The organism is Methanocella arvoryzae MRE50 (genome assembly GCF_000063445.1).
Taxonomy (GTDB): domain Archaea; phylum Halobacteriota; class Methanocellia; order Methanocellales; family Methanocellaceae; genus Methanocella_A; species Methanocella_A arvoryzae.
The window spans coordinates 164,740-183,120 of record NC_009464.1; the positions used below are offsets into that span (position 1 = coordinate 164,740).

At 52.5% G+C, this 18,381-nt stretch carries 20 protein-coding genes; 8 read left to right on the plus strand and 12 right to left on the minus strand.

Annotated elements, in window-relative coordinates; genetic code table 11:
* Positions 1 to 3: 3 nt before the first annotated feature.
* Positions 4 to 570: a DUF447 domain-containing protein gene (locus RCI_RS00810; protein WP_012034481.1), complete on the plus strand. Its 567-nt coding sequence runs from the start codon at positions 4 to 6 to the stop codon at positions 568 to 570.
* On the opposite strand, the gene RCI_RS00815 is transcribed toward RCI_RS00810, so the two are convergent.
* The 3 genes from RCI_RS00815 to RCI_RS00825 all read right to left on the minus strand — a co-directional run bounded on the left by RCI_RS00815 (position 567) and on the right by RCI_RS00825 (position 2,190).
* Entirely contained in the window at positions 567 to 797 is a 231-nt protein-coding gene (locus tag RCI_RS00815) for a hypothetical protein (RefSeq protein WP_048197766.1), read from the minus strand. The two genes, RCI_RS00810 and RCI_RS00815, sit on opposite strands and share 4 nt — an antisense overlap.
* A 53-nt stretch (positions 798 to 850) precedes the next feature.
* The gene (locus RCI_RS00820) at positions 851 to 1,225 is read right to left on the minus strand and encodes a hypothetical protein (RefSeq protein WP_012034482.1); all 375 of its coding nucleotides are present in this window, start codon (positions 1,223 to 1,225) and stop codon (positions 851 to 853) included.
* Between the two features lie 215 nt (positions 1,226 to 1,440).
* Positions 1,441 to 2,190: a DUF116 domain-containing protein gene (locus RCI_RS00825; protein WP_012034483.1), complete on the minus strand. Its 750-nt coding sequence runs from the start codon at positions 2,188 to 2,190 to the stop codon at positions 1,441 to 1,443.
* 157 nt (positions 2,191 to 2,347) lie between these two features.
* On the opposite strand from RCI_RS00825, the gene iorA reads away from it, so the two are divergent.
* Entirely contained in the window at positions 2,348 to 4,132 is a 1,785-nt protein-coding gene (gene iorA / locus RCI_RS00830) for an indolepyruvate ferredoxin oxidoreductase subunit alpha (protein ID WP_012034484.1), read from the plus strand.
* A 1-nt stretch (position 4,133) separates the two neighbouring features.
* Positions 4,134 to 4,718 (plus strand): indolepyruvate oxidoreductase subunit beta, encoded by a 585-nt coding sequence (locus RCI_RS00835; RefSeq protein ID WP_148266461.1) that lies wholly within the window; start codon positions 4,134 to 4,136, stop codon positions 4,716 to 4,718.
* Positions 4,719 to 4,749: 31 nt separating this feature from the next.
* Here RCI_RS00835 and RCI_RS00840 read toward each other — a convergent pair whose 3' ends face one another.
* From RCI_RS00840 to RCI_RS00870, 7 genes are all read right to left on the minus strand, one after another.
* Complete coding sequence (locus RCI_RS00840) at positions 4,750 to 5,646, minus strand: DMT family transporter (RefSeq protein WP_012034486.1); 897 nt, start codon at positions 5,644 to 5,646, stop codon at positions 4,750 to 4,752.
* Between the two features lie 35 nt (positions 5,647 to 5,681).
* The gene (locus RCI_RS00845; protein ID WP_148266462.1) at positions 5,682 to 6,680 is read right to left on the minus strand and encodes a DMT family transporter; all 999 of its coding nucleotides are present in this window, start codon (positions 6,678 to 6,680) and stop codon (positions 5,682 to 5,684) included.
* 129 nt (positions 6,681 to 6,809) lie between these two features.
* Positions 6,810 to 7,658: a putative beta-lysine N-acetyltransferase gene (gene ablB, locus RCI_RS00850; protein ID WP_012034488.1), complete on the minus strand. Its 849-nt coding sequence runs from the start codon at positions 7,656 to 7,658 to the stop codon at positions 6,810 to 6,812.
* A 138-nt stretch (positions 7,659 to 7,796) separates the two neighbouring features.
* Positions 7,797 to 8,633 carry a mechanosensitive ion channel family protein gene (locus RCI_RS00855; RefSeq protein WP_158308835.1) on the minus strand — a complete coding sequence of 279 codons (837 nt, stop codon included), beginning with the start codon at positions 8,631 to 8,633 and terminating at the stop codon, positions 7,797 to 7,799.
* A gap of 144 nt (positions 8,634 to 8,777) precedes the next feature.
* The gene (gene hisB / locus RCI_RS00860) at positions 8,778 to 9,356 is read right to left on the minus strand and encodes an imidazoleglycerol-phosphate dehydratase HisB (RefSeq protein ID WP_012034490.1); all 579 of its coding nucleotides are present in this window, start codon (positions 9,354 to 9,356) and stop codon (positions 8,778 to 8,780) included.
* On the minus strand, positions 9,353 to 10,075 hold the full coding sequence (hisA, locus tag RCI_RS00865) for a 1-(5-phosphoribosyl)-5-[(5-phosphoribosylamino)methylideneamino]imidazole-4-carboxamide isomerase (protein ID WP_012034491.1): 723 nt from the start codon (positions 10,073 to 10,075) through the stop codon (positions 9,353 to 9,355). The genes hisB and hisA overlap by 4 nt, the downstream gene beginning before the upstream one ends.
* Positions 10,076 to 10,123: 48 nt before the next feature.
* On the minus strand, positions 10,124 to 10,657 hold the full coding sequence (locus tag RCI_RS00870) for a hypothetical protein (RefSeq protein ID WP_148266463.1): 534 nt from the start codon (positions 10,655 to 10,657) through the stop codon (positions 10,124 to 10,126).
* Between the two features lie 91 nt (positions 10,658 to 10,748).
* Between RCI_RS00870 and RCI_RS00875 the strand changes: the two genes are divergently transcribed.
* Positions 10,749 to 11,681 (plus strand): AEC family transporter, encoded by a 933-nt coding sequence (locus RCI_RS00875; RefSeq protein ID WP_012034493.1) that lies wholly within the window; start codon positions 10,749 to 10,751, stop codon positions 11,679 to 11,681.
* 4 nt (positions 11,682 to 11,685) lie between these two features.
* Here the strand turns inward: RCI_RS00875 and RCI_RS00880 are convergent, their stop codons facing one another.
* Positions 11,686 to 12,441: a universal stress protein gene (locus RCI_RS00880; RefSeq protein WP_231844890.1), complete on the minus strand. Its 756-nt coding sequence runs from the start codon at positions 12,439 to 12,441 to the stop codon at positions 11,686 to 11,688.
* Positions 12,442 to 12,605: 164 nt separating this feature from the next.
* On the opposite strand from RCI_RS00880, the gene RCI_RS00885 reads away from it, so the two are divergent.
* The 4 genes from RCI_RS00885 (at position 12,606) to RCI_RS00900 (ending at position 17,547) form a co-directional block, all read left to right on the plus strand.
* Positions 12,606 to 15,002 (plus strand): DNA-directed DNA polymerase, encoded by a 2,397-nt coding sequence (locus RCI_RS00885; protein ID WP_012034495.1) that lies wholly within the window; start codon positions 12,606 to 12,608, stop codon positions 15,000 to 15,002.
* A gap of 149 nt (positions 15,003 to 15,151) precedes the next feature.
* Positions 15,152 to 15,499, plus strand: a complete 348-nt coding sequence (locus RCI_RS00890; protein WP_012034496.1) for a hypothetical protein — start codon at positions 15,152 to 15,154, stop codon at positions 15,497 to 15,499.
* 96 nt (positions 15,500 to 15,595) lie between these two features.
* Positions 15,596 to 16,708, plus strand: a complete 1,113-nt coding sequence (locus RCI_RS00895) for a helix-hairpin-helix domain-containing protein (protein WP_012034497.1) — start codon at positions 15,596 to 15,598, stop codon at positions 16,706 to 16,708.
* Entirely contained in the window at positions 16,705 to 17,547 is an 843-nt protein-coding gene (locus tag RCI_RS00900) for a DUF4130 domain-containing protein (protein WP_012034498.1), read from the plus strand. The genes RCI_RS00895 and RCI_RS00900 overlap by 4 nt, the downstream gene beginning before the upstream one ends.
* On the opposite strand, the gene RCI_RS00905 is transcribed toward RCI_RS00900, so the two are convergent.
* The gene (locus tag RCI_RS00905) at positions 17,531 to 18,337 is read right to left on the minus strand and encodes a coenzyme F420-0:L-glutamate ligase (RefSeq protein ID WP_012034499.1); all 807 of its coding nucleotides are present in this window, start codon (positions 18,335 to 18,337) and stop codon (positions 17,531 to 17,533) included. The genes RCI_RS00900 and RCI_RS00905 overlap by 17 nt on opposite strands.
* Positions 18,338 to 18,381 lie beyond the last annotated feature (44 nt).

Genomic DNA, 18,381 nt, shown 5'->3' on the forward strand with positions numbered 1-18,381 from the left:
AGAATGACTGACGGGATGACTGACGAGATCTTCGAGGAAGGCATTACGGAGACCATTGTGACTACTCTGTCGGCTGCCGGAGTACCGAATGCCGCGCCTATGGGTGTAATAAAGCGGGGGGAGAGCCTTTTCATCAGAATGTACCCTGGCTCCCGCACTTATGCAAACGTAAAAGAAACCGGGCACCTCGTAGCCAACATTGTAACCGATCCAGTGCTCTTCGTCACTACCGCGTTCGAGGATCTGGAGAACAGCTATTATCTTCCGCAGCAGGATATGCCGCCGGTCATTAAAGATGCCTATGCCTGGGCCTATTTCAAAGCTGATGTGCAGGGGACTGTTAAGCTGTCTACTGTGTGCTCGAAAATATTGAAAACCAGGGTACCCAGGTTCAGCCGGGGATTTGCATCAGTGATCGATGCGACGATTACCGGCACCAGATTAAGTATTCTAGGCCAGCCCGGAAAAAGCCGGATACTGGACGACGATATCCTTGTCAGGAAATGCGGCACCCCGAGAGATATCGAGGCCATGGACCGGCTGAAAAAGCTACTTGGGCTATCTGCCTAACGTTTTTTATATCTGGCGAGGATTTGCACCACACCAGCCAGCACTCCCAGAATGAAGCCCAGGCCTGTGAATAGCAGCCTGGTCTCTCCTTTTATGTCTAAGCCGGTCAGCATCTCGATGCCGCCTATCAGAGCACTGTTGAAGTGGGGGAACAACTCTATGACCCATCCGGCTATGTATCCAACAATAGCACCGAATATTGCGCTCAGTATCGCTCCCATCACCATGTCAATTCCCTCATATCTTGAGTATTAGTTAAGAAAATATGTAGTTTTTCTGCTTATTTCAGCTTGCTCTTGATCTTCTTGATCTTTTCGATATACTGGGAAGTCTCCTTGCGTTTTCTCTCTTCCAGGATCGCAAGTACGTGATCCATCGAGCCGGACAGCCGGTAGTGCATGATCTCTCTTTCGGCATCCTTCTCGGCCTTTTTAGAGCCAGTCACTATCTTATCTTCCCTCAGTTTTTTAAGAATGATGCTCACTGTCGAAGACTTGATTCCAGTGATAATCTCAATCTGCCTGCTAGTACACTCCTGGTGAAGTGCAAGACAGATGATGATTTTTGCCATAGATCGGCCGAGGCCGAAATTTTCCAGCACCCGGACGTACTCATCATCTTTCTCATCAAGTACAATAATTTCTGCTTCTCTCATTTTTTTCAACCTTGAGCCGAACTTGAAGGATAGTCATTTTTGTAACTATTATGAGGTCAGTCAGGTAGTGTAACCTGAGGGACCGTATAATACGTTTTACAAAGGACTACAAATGTTACGTTCTTTAAATCACTACTCGCATATATTTTTTTGCTTTTGCTTTCATATCTAAAGCATGCTATTAAAAATTGTAGTACAGTTTGCCAGTTTTATTTTCACCGGGATGGAATAGATACCTCTGCCAGGGCATCCTTAAAGCCTGTTGTTTCAGGCTGCTGTTCCCTCTGATCAACCGGTGAGTCGCTGAGGTTCATGATCTCGTACAGCTTTTGCCAGTCCAGCGTCGTCGAGACGCAGCCAGCCCTGTCCATAATGACGCCCATCGCCGGTATCTTGCTCCGGTGCATCATGTCCAGCCCTTCCCGGACTTCGCAAAGGCAGCCTACGCCAATGATGGCTTCGGGCTGGTACTGCCTGATCATGCGGATGATAAAGCTCGAGCCGGGGACGATGAAAAATTTATAGCCCAGCTTCGTAGCCTCTTTTCTGGCGCTGGCAATGCCGCAGGCACCGCAATCCTTGCACATGATGCCTTCGGGGGAAAGTGCCGCAGGACAGCGGACAGACCGCAGGCACTGGGGGACAAAGATTGCTCTTTTACTGAAGGGTGTTTTCCTGAACGAAGGGCAAATCGCCCTGTTTTTCATGCGGATGCCGATCCTGTCGATCCTGCTTTCTCCAACTCCGAAAGCGCGAAAGATCGTCTTGACGGGGCTGTCGAAGAACATCAGCCCGGAGATCATAAGGTTGGGGAAGAGCACGTTTCCGGTTTTAAACGAATATGCGAGAAGAAGTGCGACAATACCTGTAATGACCATAGATACCAGTATTACCAGTATCACCGCCGAGCCTAAGATCAGGGCAAGGTAGTATAATAACCCCAATAATGTTTCCATAACACCCATATTTTACGATTAAGTAGTCACAGGTTATATAAAGCTTCCTGACTGACCAGCCCCGGGAAGATTCAACATCTGCATATTCTGCCGTCGCGGAGCTATTGAAGAAGCAGATTTCTGCTAGCTTTTTATAGTTTAGAGTCTTGTAGAAAATTGAGGTACGATGTCAAGCAAAGAATTTTTACTGGGTAACGAGGCGATTGCCCGGGGCCTTCTCGAAGCGGGGATCGACGTAGCCACCGGCTACCCTGGAACACCCTCTTCAGAGGTCCTTGCAGCGCTTGCCCCGTCAGCTAATGAAAGAAAATTCCACATCGAATGGTCGGTCAACGAAAAAGTAGCCCTGGAAGTAGCCATCGGCGCATCGTGGGCGGGGGCAAGGTCCGTATGTACGATGAAGCACGTAGGGCTGAACGTGGCTGCCGACCCATTTATGACCTTATCTCACACGGGCGTTGTAGGCGGCCTCATCCTGCTGTCGGCTGACGACCCGTCCTGCCACTCATCCCAGAACGAGCAGGACACCCGGATGTATGCCCGGTTCGCCAAGGTACCCTGCTTCGATCCGGCATCCCCTCAGGAAGCCATGTCGATGATCGGGTATGCTTACGAGTTCTCTGAGAAACACCAGATACCCGTCATCCTTCGCCCCACGACCCGTGTATCTCACGGCAAGTCCGACGTGACACTCGGGGAGCTGCCATCAGAGCGCCGGGAGAAGAAGTTCGTCAAGAACATGGAGCGTTTTGTCGTCCTGCCAAAGCACACCCGCTCCCTGCTCAAAAAGCTCAACGCAAAGCAGGAAGTGATGGCAAAGGAGCTGGCATCGTCCCCCTGGAACCGGCTGACACTGAAGCCGGGCGCAAAGCTTGGCATCATCGCTTCAGGCGTGGCCACCGCCTATGTTGAAGAAGTACTGGCAGGCATCGACTTACCGGTATCATACCTGAAGATCGGCGCCTACCCCATCGATTCCGAGCTGATCATCAGGCTGGCTGCCGGAGTCGAAAAAGTCCTCGTCCTCGAAGAGCTGATGCCGGTGGTCGAAGAGCAGACCCGCATCTACGCTAAGAGTGTCATGGGCAAGATGACGGGTGAAGTCCCGCACGAAGGCGAGTTCGACCTGCTCTGCGTCAGGAACATCATTAACAAGGCTCTCGGGCTTCCGGTTTGCGACCCGCAGGTTCCCCAGATCTGCGTAGAGCTGCCCCAGCGGCCTCCTGCTCTATGCCCCGGCTGCCCGCATCGAGCGACTTTCTACGCACTCAAGAGCGTATTCAAGGAAGACTCCATCTTTGCCAGCGACATCGGCTGCTACACCCTTGGAACCCAGCTGGGCGCTGTAGATACGTGTCTCTGCATGGGCGCAAGCATCACGATCGCTTCCGGGCTCAGCATCTCAGGCATCAACAATCACGTCGCCTGCACCATCGGCGACTCCACATTCCTCCACACGGGTATCCCGGGCTTGATTAATGCGGTGTACAACAAGGCAAACATCACCGCCGTCATCCTTGACAACCGGACCACCGCGATGACCGGCCACCAGCCCCACCCGGGCATTGGCCAGACGATTACCGGGGCACCATCCGACGAAGTCTCGCTGGAGTCGATCGTCAAGGCCTGTGGCGTCAAATACCTGCAGACTGTCGATCCCTTCGATATGGAAACGACAAAGGCTGCGTTCAAGAAAGCCTATGCAACCGACGGAGTCAAAGTCATCATCGCCCGCCAGCCCTGCATTATCACGGCGAAAAAGGAAGGTATCAGACGGAAACGCTATGAGGTCATCCCTGAACTCTGCGAAGGCTGCCGCCGCTGCGTCAAGTTCGGCTGCCCCGCCATGGAGTTCAAGGACGGCAAAGCGGTCTCCAACGAGATGTGCGCCGGCTGCGGCGTCTGCTCTGACCTTTGCCAGTTTGGCGCTATAAAGGTAAGGAGTGATTAAAATGGCCACGACCAAAACGTTCGACTTAGTAATCGTAGGCGTAGGCGGCCAGGGCGCCATCCTAGCCTCTGATATCATAGGCAAAGCTGCAGTAGCTGAAGGCCTGCCCGTAACCGCATCGGAGACCCACGGCATGGCCCAGCGGGGCGGAGCGGTAGAGAACCACGTCCGCATCGGCTGCAAATATGGCAGCCTCATCCCCGCTGGAGGAGCCGACTGCCTGATGAGCATGGAACCATTAGAAGCCCTGCGCTTCGCCAGGTACCTCAAAAAGGACAGCGTGGCTGTCATCAACACCCAGCAGATCGTCCCGGTGACCGTGTACTCCCAGAAAATACCCTACCCTGAGCTCGACCAGATCATCGAGATCATGGAAAACGTCACCCCCAATGTCAAGGCCGCCAACTTTACTGAACTGGCAAAAAAGGCCGGCGCAGCCCAGGCCCTCAACGTTGCCATGATCGGAGCGGTGTCGAAGTACATGCCGTTAAATCCGGACAATCTGAAAGAAGTCATCGCCAGGTCCGTCCCGCCCAAAACAGTCAACGTCAACCTGAAGGCGTTTGACCTCGGGCGAGACGCCTGACTATTTTTAACTATTTTTTACTCTTTTCTACTCACTTTCTCTCAGCTATGTACATACCAGCGCAGACGGCTATCCCGCCGATGATCGATAGCAGCGTCATGCTTTCTCCGAGGATGAGCCATGCCAGAATAATCGTGGACAGAGGCACTACATAGATGAAAAGTGCCACTCTTGAGGCGTCCATCTTTTCCAGGGCGACGTTATAGATGAGGTACGCAATGATAGAGCAGAATATGGACAGGAAGACGATCGCCCCTAATGCGTCGAGCGGCAGGCTGGCCGGGTTCTGGTGAGGCGTCAGCAGGTAGAAGGGGATGATGCCGATCGTGCCGAGGATGAAGAGATAATTCAGCACGGTCAGCGGATCGTATTTGGCAGCGATCTTCTTGCCGTAGATGGAATATACTGACCAGAGCAGCGCGCAGAATAAGATCATGGCGTCGCCGATCACGTGTAGTCCTACATCCAGCGAGAGGTTGCCTCCTGAGACCAGTAGTGCTACCCCTCCGAAACCGATCACTGCACCCAGTACTTTATGGACGCTCAGCTTTTCCGCGAGGAACATGGCGCTGAGGAACATGATGAAGAAAACGGAGGTGTTGATCAGCAGTGACGCGTTTATAGCTGTGGTGTAATTCTGTGCTGTGACCTGGATGACGTACTGGAGGGTGACTCCGGTCAGGGCCATTATGATGAGGACTCCCAGGTCCTTCAGGTCAATCCTGAATATACTCCAGCCTTTCCATGCCAGTGTAACGATCACGAGTAGCGGCGCAGCGATAAAGAACCGCAGGGCTGCGATTTCGATCGGGCCCATACTTTTCAAAGCTATGGCGTTGGCGATGAAGGATCCGCCCCAGAATACGTTGATGATGAACAGCCCTATCAGAATTAAGGCGTGATTTTGCTGCGGATTTTCGCCGGCCATACGATCATCGCTAAACGCCACGCTATAGCTTAAGTTTAATGGTGGCCGGCATCAGGAGGCTCGGCAGGAACTTCGACGGGCTTTTTCCTGCGCCGGGTGAATATCCGGATATTGTTGTCAGCCATTCCGATCCCGAGGACGGTCATTATGCCACCGACCAGTATAAAGCCGGTCAGGGGCTCGTTCAGCAGCAGGATGGCGAAAATGACTGCGAACACCGGCTCGAGATACTGGTAGATGGCAGACTTTGAGGGCCCGATCTTGATGATCGCGTCGTTGAAGAAGAAGTACGCGATGATGGAGCAGAAGATCGCCAGGTAGAGGAGCGATGCCCACGATACTGTCGATAGTTGCGAAAGGTCATGGTGAGGCGTCAGGAAGTAGAAGGGCAGCAGCCCTATGAAGCCGATGACGAATATGTAGTTGAGCTGGGTGAGCACAGAGTATTTGCCGGCGAGCTTGTTGCCGATGAGGATGTATACCGCCCACAGGGCGGCGGATATGAGAATGATGCCATCTCCGATCAATTGAGGCGAGAACTCGATCTTGCCGTTGGTCACTACCAGCGCCAGCCCGGCGAAGGCGATGACGATGCCCAGCAGGTTATCGACGTTGAACTTTTCCTTGAGGAAGATAATAGAGGGGATAACGACAAAGAAGGTGCCCATATTGATAAGCAGGGCAGTGTTGGTCACGGTCGTATAGGTCATGGCGATTAGCTGAGTAATGTATTGAAGGGTGATGCCAGTCATGGCCATGCCTACCAGTACCCACAGGTCTTTCTTTTCTATAATCAGCGATCTCCAACCGTAGAAAAGTAGCGTGAAGGCCAGTAAAACAGGTGTCGCGATGGCAAAGCGAAGCGTGGCCAGCTCAATGGGATACATCCCGTCCAGGCCGACTTTTGACGCTATGAACGAGCCGCCCCATACAATCATGACCAGCACGAGAAGTATCTTGGCTGTGGACTGGCTCGCCGGCGGTGCTTTTCTCACGCGGCTGATGATTTTCGGAAGGAAAGACGGGTTGAACATTTTTATCCGGCACGGCAGCGAGATTTACAGTAACCTGTAGACATGCCGTACACTAACCAGTGGCTCTTTAGTTAGATTAAGATGTTGGTCTGAGTGAGAAAATAAGTTCAGACATGCCCACAGTTCTGCTCACAGACTCTTCTTTACCAGTGGCTTATACCAGACGTTTGCGCTCTCGAAGCATTCTGAATCACGGGTATTATTCACCAGTGTGCCACAATAGAAATAGCCTTCCCGGGCGAATACGGCGTTAACCGGGTATGCTAATGCCCTGACCGTGGTGTACGATACCTTCATGCACTCTGCCCGCATCTCCTCATCCATCCGGCAGAGTAAAAATCCGGATACACCGTTCATACTGAAGTCAGGATGAGTTACCAGGTCGGCCAGCTCCACGTTTTGTACGTCAGTATCTATGCGTGCAGACAATGAGGCGATAATTTCACCCTTATGCCGGACATAATAGTACCTGACGCCATTTTCCATAGTTTTCTTTAGATATGCTTCGTTATAATCCTGAAAAGGTTTAATGTCAAGTGCTGTTTTATACAGCACTGCCAGTTCGCCCGCATCATTTCTGTCCGCCAGATAAAATCTCAGGCCGGCCTCTGGCAGGGCAGCTTTTCTTAAGCATGCCATTGTCATAGCCTTTCGCATGACTTGCCGGGCCTGGATCTTTTTATACTCTTGTTTTCGGCTGTGTTTCAGATACCGGGCAAGGAAGTAGCCATCTTCGCTACCATGGAAAAATCCGGGGATCATCGCTTCGATCATATACCCTTTGCTCTTGAAATGGGAGAGCCGCGATTCAGGTGCTCTTACCAAAATCTTGGAGTAGCCGTTATCCTCTGCGATCTCTTTCAGCCTGTCGATAATCCATGGCACGTCCTGTCTTGCCAGCCTGAGGACTGATAACCTCTCATTAAACCTGCCTTGCTGTACGAGAGTATCTCCGATATGGGTGAGTGTGTCAGACATGCCATCATCCTGCAGGAGATTCGACGACGTCGATGTGTTCAATGATCGTTTTTCGCAAAGTAGCATCCCTTCTTCGATTTCGTTTCAGAGGGTTACTAGAAAAGCTTTTGATTCAGTCTCTAAATACTTTATCGTACTTTAGTCGGATATTGTCTGGTATCTTATATCCTTTGTAGGATAAGGCATATTGATACCTTCAGATGCGAAACTTTTTACGGCCTGCTCGTAAATCCAGCCGGGCACATCCGAATCTCTCCTCAAGTTCTCCACCCATACCAGCAGTACCAGATTGATGCCGTATTTACCCAGCTCTTCTACATAGACTGCCGGAGCAGGTTCTTTGAGTACCCCATACATTCCGGAGGCAACGTCAGTCAGAATCTTCGTTGCCTTTTCAACGTCAGAACCGTATTCTATGCTAAAGCGAAGGGTATGCCGTATCCGGGAGTCCGGTAAAGAATAATTGTTGATGTTTGCGCTGGCGATGCTGGCGTTCGGTAAGACGACCACCCGGTTATCCAGCGTCTTAAGTCTCGTACTCCTGATACCTATCTCCACAATATCCCCGTACTCGCCACTCGATAGCTTGACTCTGTCGCCAAGCTTAAACGGGCGATCGATAAAAATGGCTATGGCGCCGAAAAAGTTGGAGAAGAGGTCCTGGGATGCCAGTGCCACAGCGATCCCCGCAATTCCCAGACCTGCGAGAAGTGGTGTGATAGAAATATTCAGGTAGGCCAGAATTGTGATGAAGGCGATACTAAATATAACGAGGTTCAGCGATTTACTGGCAAATGACGTTATGGAGAGCGTTAAAGTACGGCTGCCCGCTGCTTCAGCCCTCATCTGATACCAGCTCAGAAAACGGCCGAGGAGATTCGATGCCAGAAAAGCGGCTGCCAATATCAATGTTATGACAAACAGAGTACCCGCGTTAGCCCATATGCTTTCAAGCAGCTCTTTCATCATCCTCATAGACCCCATCTTGTGGCCGTATCATCATCCGACTCGTTGAAACGGCTGCCCCGAGTCGCACAATTGGGGGCAGGCTCGTCGCATAACTTCTAAACGGCTATAGCTTCAGCGTTATAAAAACTTAGTGTTTTTGTGATCTAAGGATTACAGTACACCTTTAGTGCTCGGGATTCCCCGCCGCTCGTTTTTGGCCGCGGCCATAGACAGGGCGAGGCCGAGAGCCTTGAACATGGCTTCCACCATGTGGTGGTCGTCTTCACCTTCTATCTTTACATTAATGGTTATGCCTGCAGACCTGGCGAAGGAGTCTATGAAATGCCTTGTCATTGCTGTCGAATAGTCTCCAATCTTAGGCTGCCTGAAATCGGCTTTGAATACTGAGTAGCCTCTGCCGCTAATGTCGACTGCCACGACTGCCAGCGCCTCGTCCATAGGGACCAGCGCGTGGCCGAAACGCTCGATGCCGGTCTTTTCTTTTAGCGCGTCCCTGTAGGCTTCGCCGAGCGAGATGCCGATGTCTTCGACGGTATGGTGATCGTCGACCTGTAAGTCGCCTCTGGCCTTGATCATCAGGTCTACCAGACCGTGCTTGGCGAACGAGGTGAGCATGTGATCTAAAAAGCCGATGCCGGTATCGATAGTCGAATTACCTTTTCCGTCGAGGCTGATCTCTACGGTGATGTCCGTCTCTCTGGTCTGCCGGTGCACGGTGGCCGATCTCATGATACCTTATCTATTGCTTCTCTTAACGTAAATAAACCTTTGTATAGCGCAGAACCGACAACTACGCCTGCCGCACCGGTGTTTTTGATCTTGACGAGGTCATCGATTTTGGCGACTCCGCCTGAGGCTATGACCGGTATTGTTACACTGTTGACCAGTGATCTAACCGGGTCCTCGTTGACGCCTTTCAGCAGGCCTTCTACGTCGACGTTAGTGTAAAGTATGCTGCCTGCCCCGATCTCAGAGAAAAATTTACCCATTTCATTCGTGGTTTTGCCTGAAGATTCCGTCCAGCCTTCGATCACGACTTCGCCCTGCTTCGAGTCCAGGGATACCATGACAGTTTCGCTCCCGAACTCGTCTGCCAGTTGCCTGACTAAGTCCGGGTTCTTAATCGCAGCAGTGCCCAGGATCACCCTGTCGATACCCAGGCTCAGCAGGTATTTCGCCGTCTCGTAGTCTCTGATACCCCCGCCGACCTGCACGTCGACGTCAAATTTAGATACTATGTCTTCCATGATGTACGCGTTTTTCCGGCTGCCGCTGAACGCCCCGTCCAGGTCGATGATGTGCAGGGTCTTCGCCCCCTGGCCCACCCAGCCAGCCGCCACCTCGACAGCGTCGTCTATAGAAACCATTTCCGTGCCCGGGACACCCTGGACAAGCTGCACACACTTGCCGCCCTTCAGGTCGATCGCCGGTATGACATTGAATGACATCACTTGAGTAACAGGCTTTGAAAAGATAAAAGTTTAATGGGAACACAATTACTGGGTGATTTCAATTTCCCAGCCGGAGCCATAGTCTAAGCTGATCTCGTAAGCCCCGTCCCGGGGAATGGTTTTAACAATACTGATGTCCCCGGCTCCGCTGACTCCGCTGAACTCGTGCGTGGAGCGATAGGAGAACGGCCCGTCAGCGTTAGTCAGCGTAAGGGTGTAGCTCTCCCCGATCGTATAGTCGGGCAGCCGGATATGGAAGTTTGCTTTGCCTGCCTTAAGCTGTACCTGCACTACATCACTGGTGCCGGGAGCATCCGTAAGAATGTAGCCGGTGTCAGTCCTGATAACCGCAGGCCCGGGGATGGCCGGAGCTGGCGTCGGGGTCTCAGTCATCCCGGGGTCCGAAGATAGTACCTGGCCTGTCACAGGGCTGGCATCACCGGTCGGCTGTACTGCCGGAGTCGAATGCTCTGGAGTGTTGGGGCTGCTGCTCAGACAGCCGCTGACAGCAAGTCCGGATAGCAGGATAAGGACTAATAACAAGGTGGTAACGGTAATTTTACTGGCTGACTGACGCACGATCATCAGTAATCTTTACATTTATATAATATTTGTCAGCGCCTGAATCTGCTGACAACCTTTTTATAACTACTTTGAACATTTAGTCTCGATGAGCTTTATCGGCGTGGTCGTCCCCATCTTCGGGCTGATGCTTATCGGGTGGCTGCTGAAAGCTACCGGGATTTTTCCCGAATGGCTGGTAAAGCTTGTCAACGACTACGTTTATTATATAGGCATTACAGTCATTACGTTCCTGAGCCTGCATGATACGGATAAGAGGCTGCTGTTAGACCCATCAATATACCTGCTGAACCTGCTGCCGATAATCCTGATCGTCGTCCTGGCGCTGGCAGCAGCCCACCTGTTGAAGCTTGACCGGCTCGCGATACCGGTCCTGATCACATGCGCGTTTTTCGGTAATACCGGCTATATCGGCTTTCCGCTCAATGCCAGCGTCCAGGGGACAGACTCCCTCGGGCTGACCGCATTCATCTCCACGTTTTATACAATAATCGTCTTCACGTTTGGCGTGTACCTGTTCAGGTACTATTCCCGGCCGGAACCCGGAGAACAGGAGCATCGGGATGCAGGAAATGATCTAAAAACGATGATAACAGGCCTGCTTAAGCTCCCAATCGTATGGGCGACAATACTGGGCCTGGCGCTGTCACCCGTGGTTCTGCCCGACCTTCTCCGGATTCCCATGGAATGGATCAGTGCCAGCACTTCGCCTCTGGCTCTGCTCGCAACTGGTGCCATGATCTCCGGCAGCGGGTTCAGGGAAAACCTGAAAGCCCTGGGTGTTATCAGTATCCTTAAGCTGGCGGTCATGCCAGCCATCGTCATCGTTATGGGGGCCGTAATGGGTATGAGCGGGACGGTTTACCGGACCTCGCTGCTCGAAGCAGCTACGCCTGTGGGTGTGACAAACGCGGTGATCGCTGAGCAGTACAGGGCTGATAAAACACTGGCTTCCGGAGCAGTCGTCATATCGACTGTACTCTTTCTGGGATCGCTGATAGTCGTCCTGTTGTTCGTATAAGCATTCACTGAGCGGAGCTGGTAGTCTTTATCATCAGGACCGGGCAGGATGACTTTTTGATCAGTCTGTCTGCAGTAGACCCTGTAACGAAATTATACGGCTGCTGTCGTTCTGTAGCTCCGATCGCAATCAAGTCGTAGTTCTTCTCAGCTTCGGCAAGGATAGTTTCGACGACGGGGCCGGTGCGGAAGATGGCGCGGTGCTTCAGGCCATTGCCCTTGAGGTCGCTGGTGACCGGGGTGATGACCTGCCGGGGATCATCTTTCTCGGTCCCTACGTACATGACGGTAATCTCGCTGCCATATTTCTTTGCGAGGAGTTCAGCCATTTTTATCGCCCGCAGCGCGTGTTTATAGCCGGATATTGGGATCAGGATGCGCCCGTATTTCAGGGGCATGTCGTCCCGGTAGCTGATCACGGCAGTCTCGATCGGCGAATTACATATCACTTCATCGATCTTGTTGCCGAACAGGTGGTTTAAGTGTCGCCTGTATGTGGAGTTTGCGAAGAGGATCAGGTCATAGCCCTCGGACCAGGCCTCGTCAAGTATGCCGGTCACGATGGAAGACGAGTTTTTGACTGCATAATATACTTGCATGCTACCTTCGCCCTTGAGCATGTGCGTGGTAGATATCGCGTTCAGGGCGCGTCGCCATTCTCCGGGGGAGATTGGTATCGTATTCGAGACGGTGACGTGAAGAAAAGTGATCTTGCCTCCCTCATGTAAAAAGTGGTTGACGAACTCCATGATGTATTTCATGTTAGTGGTTCGAGATACTGGGATCAGAATTTTTTTGTACACAGCCTCACCGTTGTTTTCCATTATTTTACAGGAGTATGTCCTGCGACTTATAAATAGCCGCTGTAAGAATACTTTCATTGCCCGCAGAAGCTTTTAAACGTTTTCGGTCAGACTATATATTAATGAAATTTCACGGCTGGCTCCTTGACGTTGATTATGTGGTCGAAAATGACAGGCCTGTTATTCGTATGTGGTGTATAGACGACGAGGGGCGCAGTGCCGTCCTTTTTGACAGGACCTTCGAGCCCTATTTTTACGTTGTACCTTATGGGGATGTGCCGATCAATACACTGGAGAATATCGCTGATGAAGTCGGTGGGGAGATAATCCGGCCTGTGCGGGTAGACGTTGTAGATCGCAAAAATTTTGGCGTGCCAGTCAAGGCGTACCGGCTGTTCACCCGGCTCCCCCGAGACGTACCCTATCTCAGAGAGATCGCCAAACGGTACGGCGACGTAAGAGAAGCAGATATCCTGTTCGGCGTCCGCTACATCATTGATAAACGATTGATCCCCATGGGCGGCATAGAGGCGGAAGGCGAGCCAGTAGAGGTAGACTACGTCGACATAGCCCTGAACTGCGAACAGCCCAAAGGTATGCCCCGGGATGGCGAGCCGCCGGTAAAGATCATGGCTTTCGACTGCGAGATGTTCAACCCTCGCGGCATGCCCAACGCAAAAGAAGATCCGATCGTCCTGATCTCGATATGCACGGGAAATCAGGTCAGGATACTTGAGGCTTCGAACCAGAATGATAAGCAGATCATCAAAGACTTCATCGCTTTTATCGATGAATACGACCCAGACATCATAGTGGGATACAACCAGGACTCGTTCGACTGGCCTTATATTATTGAGAGAGCCAAACGCCACAAGATCAAGCTGAACGTTTCAAGAGACGGCTCAACTCCACTGCATGGCAGAGGCGGACTGCAAAAGAAGGTCAAGCTGATCGGGCGGCTTAACGTGGACCTTTACCAGGTAGCCGCCAGGGACGTCGACGGCGTCAAGATCAAGACGCTGGATAACATAGCCGACTATGTCGGCGTGATGAAGAAGGACGAGCGAGTCAATTTGTCCGGCGTTGAGATTTACCAGTACTGGCTCGACCCCGAGCGCAGGAAAGATTTGATCGCCTACAGCAGGGATGACGTAGTAAGCACCTATGGCCTGGCAAAAGAGCTGCTGCCTTTACAGTACGAGTTTACCCGTATGATCCACGAGCCTCTGGATAACGTATCCAAGATGGGCAGAGGCCGGCAGGTCGAAGCGTACCTCGCCTATATCGCGTATGAGCATGGCGAGCTAATCCCGTCGAGAGCAGGAGAGGTAGAGACTTACGCAGGAGGCTTCGTCTTCGAGCCAGTGAAAGGCCTGCACAAGAACGTAGCGGCGCTTGACTTTTCAGCGATGTACCCGTCGATCATGATCGCTTACAACATCTCGCCCGATACAGTATGCGAGGCAGGCGATCAGGACTGTTCAGAACCGGCACCGGAAGTGGGCTACAGGTTCAAGAAGCAGCCTGAAGGGTTCTTCACCACCATTCTGAAGAACCTCGTCACCCATCGCAGTACCCTGAAAAAAAGGCTCGCGCAGCTCGACAGGAAGAGCAACGAATACCGTATGCTCGATCTCAGACAGAAGTCGATCAAGATCCTGACCAACGCTTTCTACGGGTATACCGGGTGGGCGCAGGCCAAATGGTATCGCAGGGAATGTGCAGAAGCCACCTCTGCCTGGGGCCGGTATTTCATCAAAAAAGCCAACGATATTGCGATCGAGATGGGCTTGCAGGTGCTATACGGCGATACGGATTCTCTGTTTGTAGAGATGGAAGACAATAAACGGCTCATGGACGTGGTGCGCCAGTACATCCAGCGGGTGAAAGCAGAGCTGCCGCTGGACATGGACATAGATAACGTTTACAGAATTATCTTCTTCACCGAGTCCAAGAAACGTTACGCCGGCCTTACTGATCGAGGAGAAATTGTCGTCAGGGGCCTCGAAGTGCGCAGGGGCGACTGGTGCGAGATCGCAAAGGAGCTTCAGTCGGAAGTCATCAGGATCATCCTGGAAGAGGAGAATCCGGACAAGGCTGCGAAGTTCGTCAAGGACACAGTTCAGAAAGTCAAGTCCGGCAAGGTGCCCCTCGACGCTCTTGTCATCCACAAAACTCTCACCAAGAGCGTCACCAGGTACGAGAGCGCCCAGGCCCACGTAAAAGCGGCCGAAAGAGCCATGGAAAGGGACATGGCCGCCGAAATCGGCAACAAGATCAGCTACGTGATCGTCAAGGGCACGGGCACGTTAAGCGACCGCGCCTATCCGGTGGACATGTTCCACAAGTTCAAGGACAGCAAACTCTACGCGAAGGATAAGACATACGAGATCGATGCCGATTACTACGTCGATAAACAGCTGATACCTACTGCCTTGAGGATACTCGGCTACTTCGGGTATACGGAAGATGCGCTGAAAGGCCGGAGTGTCCAGGGCACGCTGGAGAGCTTTTTCTAGACAATAGGGCGTAGGACTCCTGTATACTGGCAGGTGTACCAAACTATACTGTATTTGAAAAATTCACGCCCCATCAGCACATTTTCGCTAATTAGAATTATCTACATTTTTATCGATAGCTGCAGCATATTTATCGATGGGGGTATTCAATGATCGAGCATAAGCTCATTTTCACCAGTCTGGCCGTACTGGCTGTCCTCGCTTTCACCATGCCGGCGACTGCCCAGATGGCGGAAGTGACCTTTGGGCCTTATGGGCCTTTTCCTGAGACGTACTATTCGCTGATAAACGCAGGCCTCACACCAGGTATAGGGAGCTGGGGCGGGTATAGCATTTTCGGGCCGTTCGGGCTATACGATCAGTACGGGTTGTTCGGGGCGCACGGGCTATTCGGGCCGCATGGGCCGGGCTATGGAAACGGGCTGGGCTTCGGAGGGTTCGGCATGCATGATCCGCTGGCATTGCTAAAGCTGAAAGCGCAGGGGGTTACAGTTTAATAGTTTCTGCCGGACACATAAAAATTTTCCATTTTTCGATACTTTCAACACGCTCTCGGCTTCGGATTATATCCTTTTCTGCCAATCAAGTAATCGATGGGCGAGAAGTACTTTTCACTGGAAGAGCGAATGCGTATCCTGTCGGCAGGCACTAAGTACGACAGCTGCAACAGTACTACCACCTGCCACACATTCACTCCTGACGGGCGGTGCATTCAGCTGTATAAGACACTGATGACAAACCGCTGCAGCGGCGAGTGCCTCTACTGCCCCAACCGGTGCGGCAGAGACGCTACGAGGGCTTCTCTTTCTGCGGAGGAAATCGCTAAGATCACCTGGGACTTCTACCGTAGAAATGCTATCGAAGGTCTCTTTCTATCGTCTGGCATCGTAGGCGACCCTGAGCACACGGCCCAGAAGCAGCTGGACGTGATCAAAGGGCTGCGTGACAGCGGTTTCCCTGGTTATATTCACGTACGCCTGATGCCGGGCACTCCCCGGGACATCATCCGGGAAGTATCTCTCTACGCTAACAAGTTCGGGATCAACGCTGAGACTACCTGCCGGTCCCGGTACGAGGAAATATGCCCTAACTTCGACTACGACATCGATATTCTGCGCAGGATGTCGTGGACCTACGAGAACGTAAAGAGGCGGCGTAGTGAAGTGAGGTACGGAGAAGGGATCGTCGGTTCAAACGATACTCAGTTTGTCGTCGGGGCGTCAGGAGAGCCTGACCTCGAGATCATCTCCACCATCGAGCATTTCATGGGTGAGTATGGCCTGCGGCGCCCGTTCTTCATGAGCTTCGATCCGGTGCCTGATACTCCTCTGTCATCCGGTAAGCCGTCCCCGCTCTGGAGAGAAGTCCGGCTGTACCAGACCTCTTACCTGATGAAGGACTACGGCCTCAAGTGTAAAGACCTGGAGCCGGTTCTGACGGATGGAGGATTCCTGCCGGACGAGGATCCCAAGATGGTGATGGCCCGGCTTAACAAAGATCTGTTTCCGGTGGACGTGAACAATGCGTCCTACGAGGACCTGATCAAGGTGCCGGGGATAGGGCCCAGGACCGCAAATCAGATACTCCGCTGCCGCCCGATCCTGAATTACGTGCAGCTGAGCAATATGGGCGTCGTGCTCAAGCGGGCCAGGCCGTTCATCAAGGTGGGGAATAAAGTACAGGCAAGTCTGGAGGCTTTCACATGATCATCGGCTACAAAAAGAACGTCTGGGACGTACTGAGGGCGGCCATCGCCATGAACAGGGAGCCGGGGGCTACATTCGTCTGCGGCAAAGACCAGCGAGACCTTGATCAAAAACTGGCCCAGTACCACGGGGAAATCATCGAAAAAGTCGAAGTCATGGTACCTCAAGTCCCTGTATCGGTCAAGCTCAAGCTCCGGGAACGCCTTCCGTGCACTGGCAGCCGGTGCCAGCCATCTCTTCATACGTATATCACCTACTCGCTCAAGCACAGGAAATGCGTGCCTAACGAGCTGGTGCGGATGCTGGCCGGGTATTATCCTGACATAGGGCAGGCGCTGGGGCATAAGGATGAGCTGTCGAAGAAATATTACAGCCTCGAGATGGACGTGATGCGGGAGATCGAGCGGCTGCGCGCGATGACCCGGCCCCGGCCTGCCGGCAACCTGATGTACGTCGAGATCGCTCCCGAGCACTACGTGATCGATCTCTACCTGGAATGGCTGGGAAAGCGTGTTACAGATCGGGCCTCAGTAGTAAAGTGTCACAGGGACTACTACCTGGTCAACGCCCATTTCCTCGGGTACGACGGCCAGTACAAGGAGATATCGCCGGAGGAGGCTTCTCGCATTCTCGGAAATGTGCCCGACGCCGACATTTCAGTATGGGAAGCGTTCTATGATTCCCAGGCAATAGAGAGCAGGCGAAACCGGGAGTATGCATCCGCTAAGATTCCGGCAAAGTGTGCCAGCTTAAGCCACGAAATAAAAATTGAGAGAAAGAAGATAGAGCGCGGCATCCCGCGCAACAGTCTGGACGACTTCTTCAGCCTTCAGACTTGATCTTCTTAGAATTTTCTCTGTGCACGCTGGAAGCTTCCCTATCTAATTTTTCGTACAGCGCCTGTTTGACGAGGTCTGTCTCGTCGGAGCGGTAGCATACTTTGATTCCCCGGTCGTCTTTGACGTACCGGTAGCCCCGGATGATTGCTATGGGGGTGCCTTCGTTTGCCTCGCCCATGATCATGTTGGCACAGGAGGCCACCTCGTCGGTGATGCCCTGTATGGTGATTTTGAGCTCGTGGCCGAAAAGGTCTACATCTCCTCTGCGGTCGTGCACCGCTGCGATGCCGGCGCAGCCTACTGCGACGCCGATCTGGCCTTCCCTGAACGATCTGCCGTTGGTATCGGTGATTACGACGGCCACAGTCTTTCCGGTAAGCTCTTTGAGCCGGTCCCGTATCTCCCGGGCGCTCCTGTCCGAGTCCTCCGGTAACAGCAAAATGTAGCCGGATTCAGTATTTGAGCGGTCGATGCCTGCGTTGATACACACGTTACCGTAGATCGTCTGCACTAGAAGCGGGTGCTTAAGGAGCACTCTGGTGCTGTTATCCAGCACGTACTGGATGAATTTCGGGTCTTCCTTGTTAAGCAGGGCCAGTTCCCGGGCCTCTGCGGTCGGCTCGATGGCATCGAGTAAAAATCTGCGGCCCTCAGCCTTGGACACGATGGTCGAAGCGAACACAACGATGTCGTCATTCTCGAGACATGCCCTGTCAGCGACAATTTTCGCCAGATCATCGCCCTTCTGGATCATCGGCACGTCCTCGACGGTAAAAGCGGATATCTTCACCAGAACACCCTCTGTTAATGTAAAGACAGCTAGGACGGTGTAAT

Coding starts and splice junctions, on each gene's coding strand:
- RCI_RS00810 (WP_012034481.1), top strand. CDS start 4: ATGACTGACGGGATGACTGACGAGATCTTCGAGGAAGGCATTACGGAG.
- RCI_RS00815 (WP_048197766.1), bottom strand. CDS start 797: ATGGTGATGGGAGCGATACTGAGCGCAATATTCGGTGCTATTGTTGGA.
- RCI_RS00820 (WP_012034482.1), bottom strand. CDS start 1,225: ATGAGAGAAGCAGAAATTATTGTACTTGATGAGAAAGATGATGAGTAC.
- RCI_RS00825 (WP_012034483.1), bottom strand. CDS start 2,190: ATGGGTGTTATGGAAACATTATTGGGGTTATTATACTACCTTGCCCTG.
- iorA (WP_012034484.1), top strand. CDS start 2,348: ATGTCAAGCAAAGAATTTTTACTGGGTAACGAGGCGATTGCCCGGGGC.
- RCI_RS00835 (WP_148266461.1), top strand. CDS start 4,134: ATGGCCACGACCAAAACGTTCGACTTAGTAATCGTAGGCGTAGGCGGC.
- RCI_RS00840 (WP_012034486.1), bottom strand. CDS start 5,646: ATGGCCGGCGAAAATCCGCAGCAAAATCACGCCTTAATTCTGATAGGG.
- RCI_RS00845 (WP_148266462.1), bottom strand. CDS start 6,680: ATGTTCAACCCGTCTTTCCTTCCGAAAATCATCAGCCGCGTGAGAAAA.
- ablB (WP_012034488.1), bottom strand. CDS start 7,658: ATGTCTGACACACTCACCCATATCGGAGATACTCTCGTACAGCAAGGC.
- RCI_RS00855 (WP_158308835.1), bottom strand. CDS start 8,633: ATGAGGATGATGAAAGAGCTGCTTGAAAGCATATGGGCTAACGCGGGT.
- hisB (WP_012034490.1), bottom strand. CDS start 9,356: ATGAGATCGGCCACCGTGCACCGGCAGACCAGAGAGACGGACATCACC.
- hisA (WP_012034491.1), bottom strand. CDS start 10,075: ATGTCATTCAATGTCATACCGGCGATCGACCTGAAGGGCGGCAAGTGT.
- RCI_RS00875 (WP_012034493.1), top strand. CDS start 10,749: ATGAGCTTTATCGGCGTGGTCGTCCCCATCTTCGGGCTGATGCTTATC.
- RCI_RS00880 (WP_231844890.1), bottom strand. CDS start 12,441: ATGAAATACATCATGGAGTTCGTCAACCACTTTTTACATGAGGGAGGC.
- RCI_RS00885 (WP_012034495.1), top strand. CDS start 12,606: ATGAAATTTCACGGCTGGCTCCTTGACGTTGATTATGTGGTCGAAAAT.
- RCI_RS00890 (WP_012034496.1), top strand. CDS start 15,152: ATGATCGAGCATAAGCTCATTTTCACCAGTCTGGCCGTACTGGCTGTC.
- RCI_RS00895 (WP_012034497.1), top strand. CDS start 15,596: ATGGGCGAGAAGTACTTTTCACTGGAAGAGCGAATGCGTATCCTGTCG.
- RCI_RS00900 (WP_012034498.1), top strand. CDS start 16,705: ATGATCATCGGCTACAAAAAGAACGTCTGGGACGTACTGAGGGCGGCC.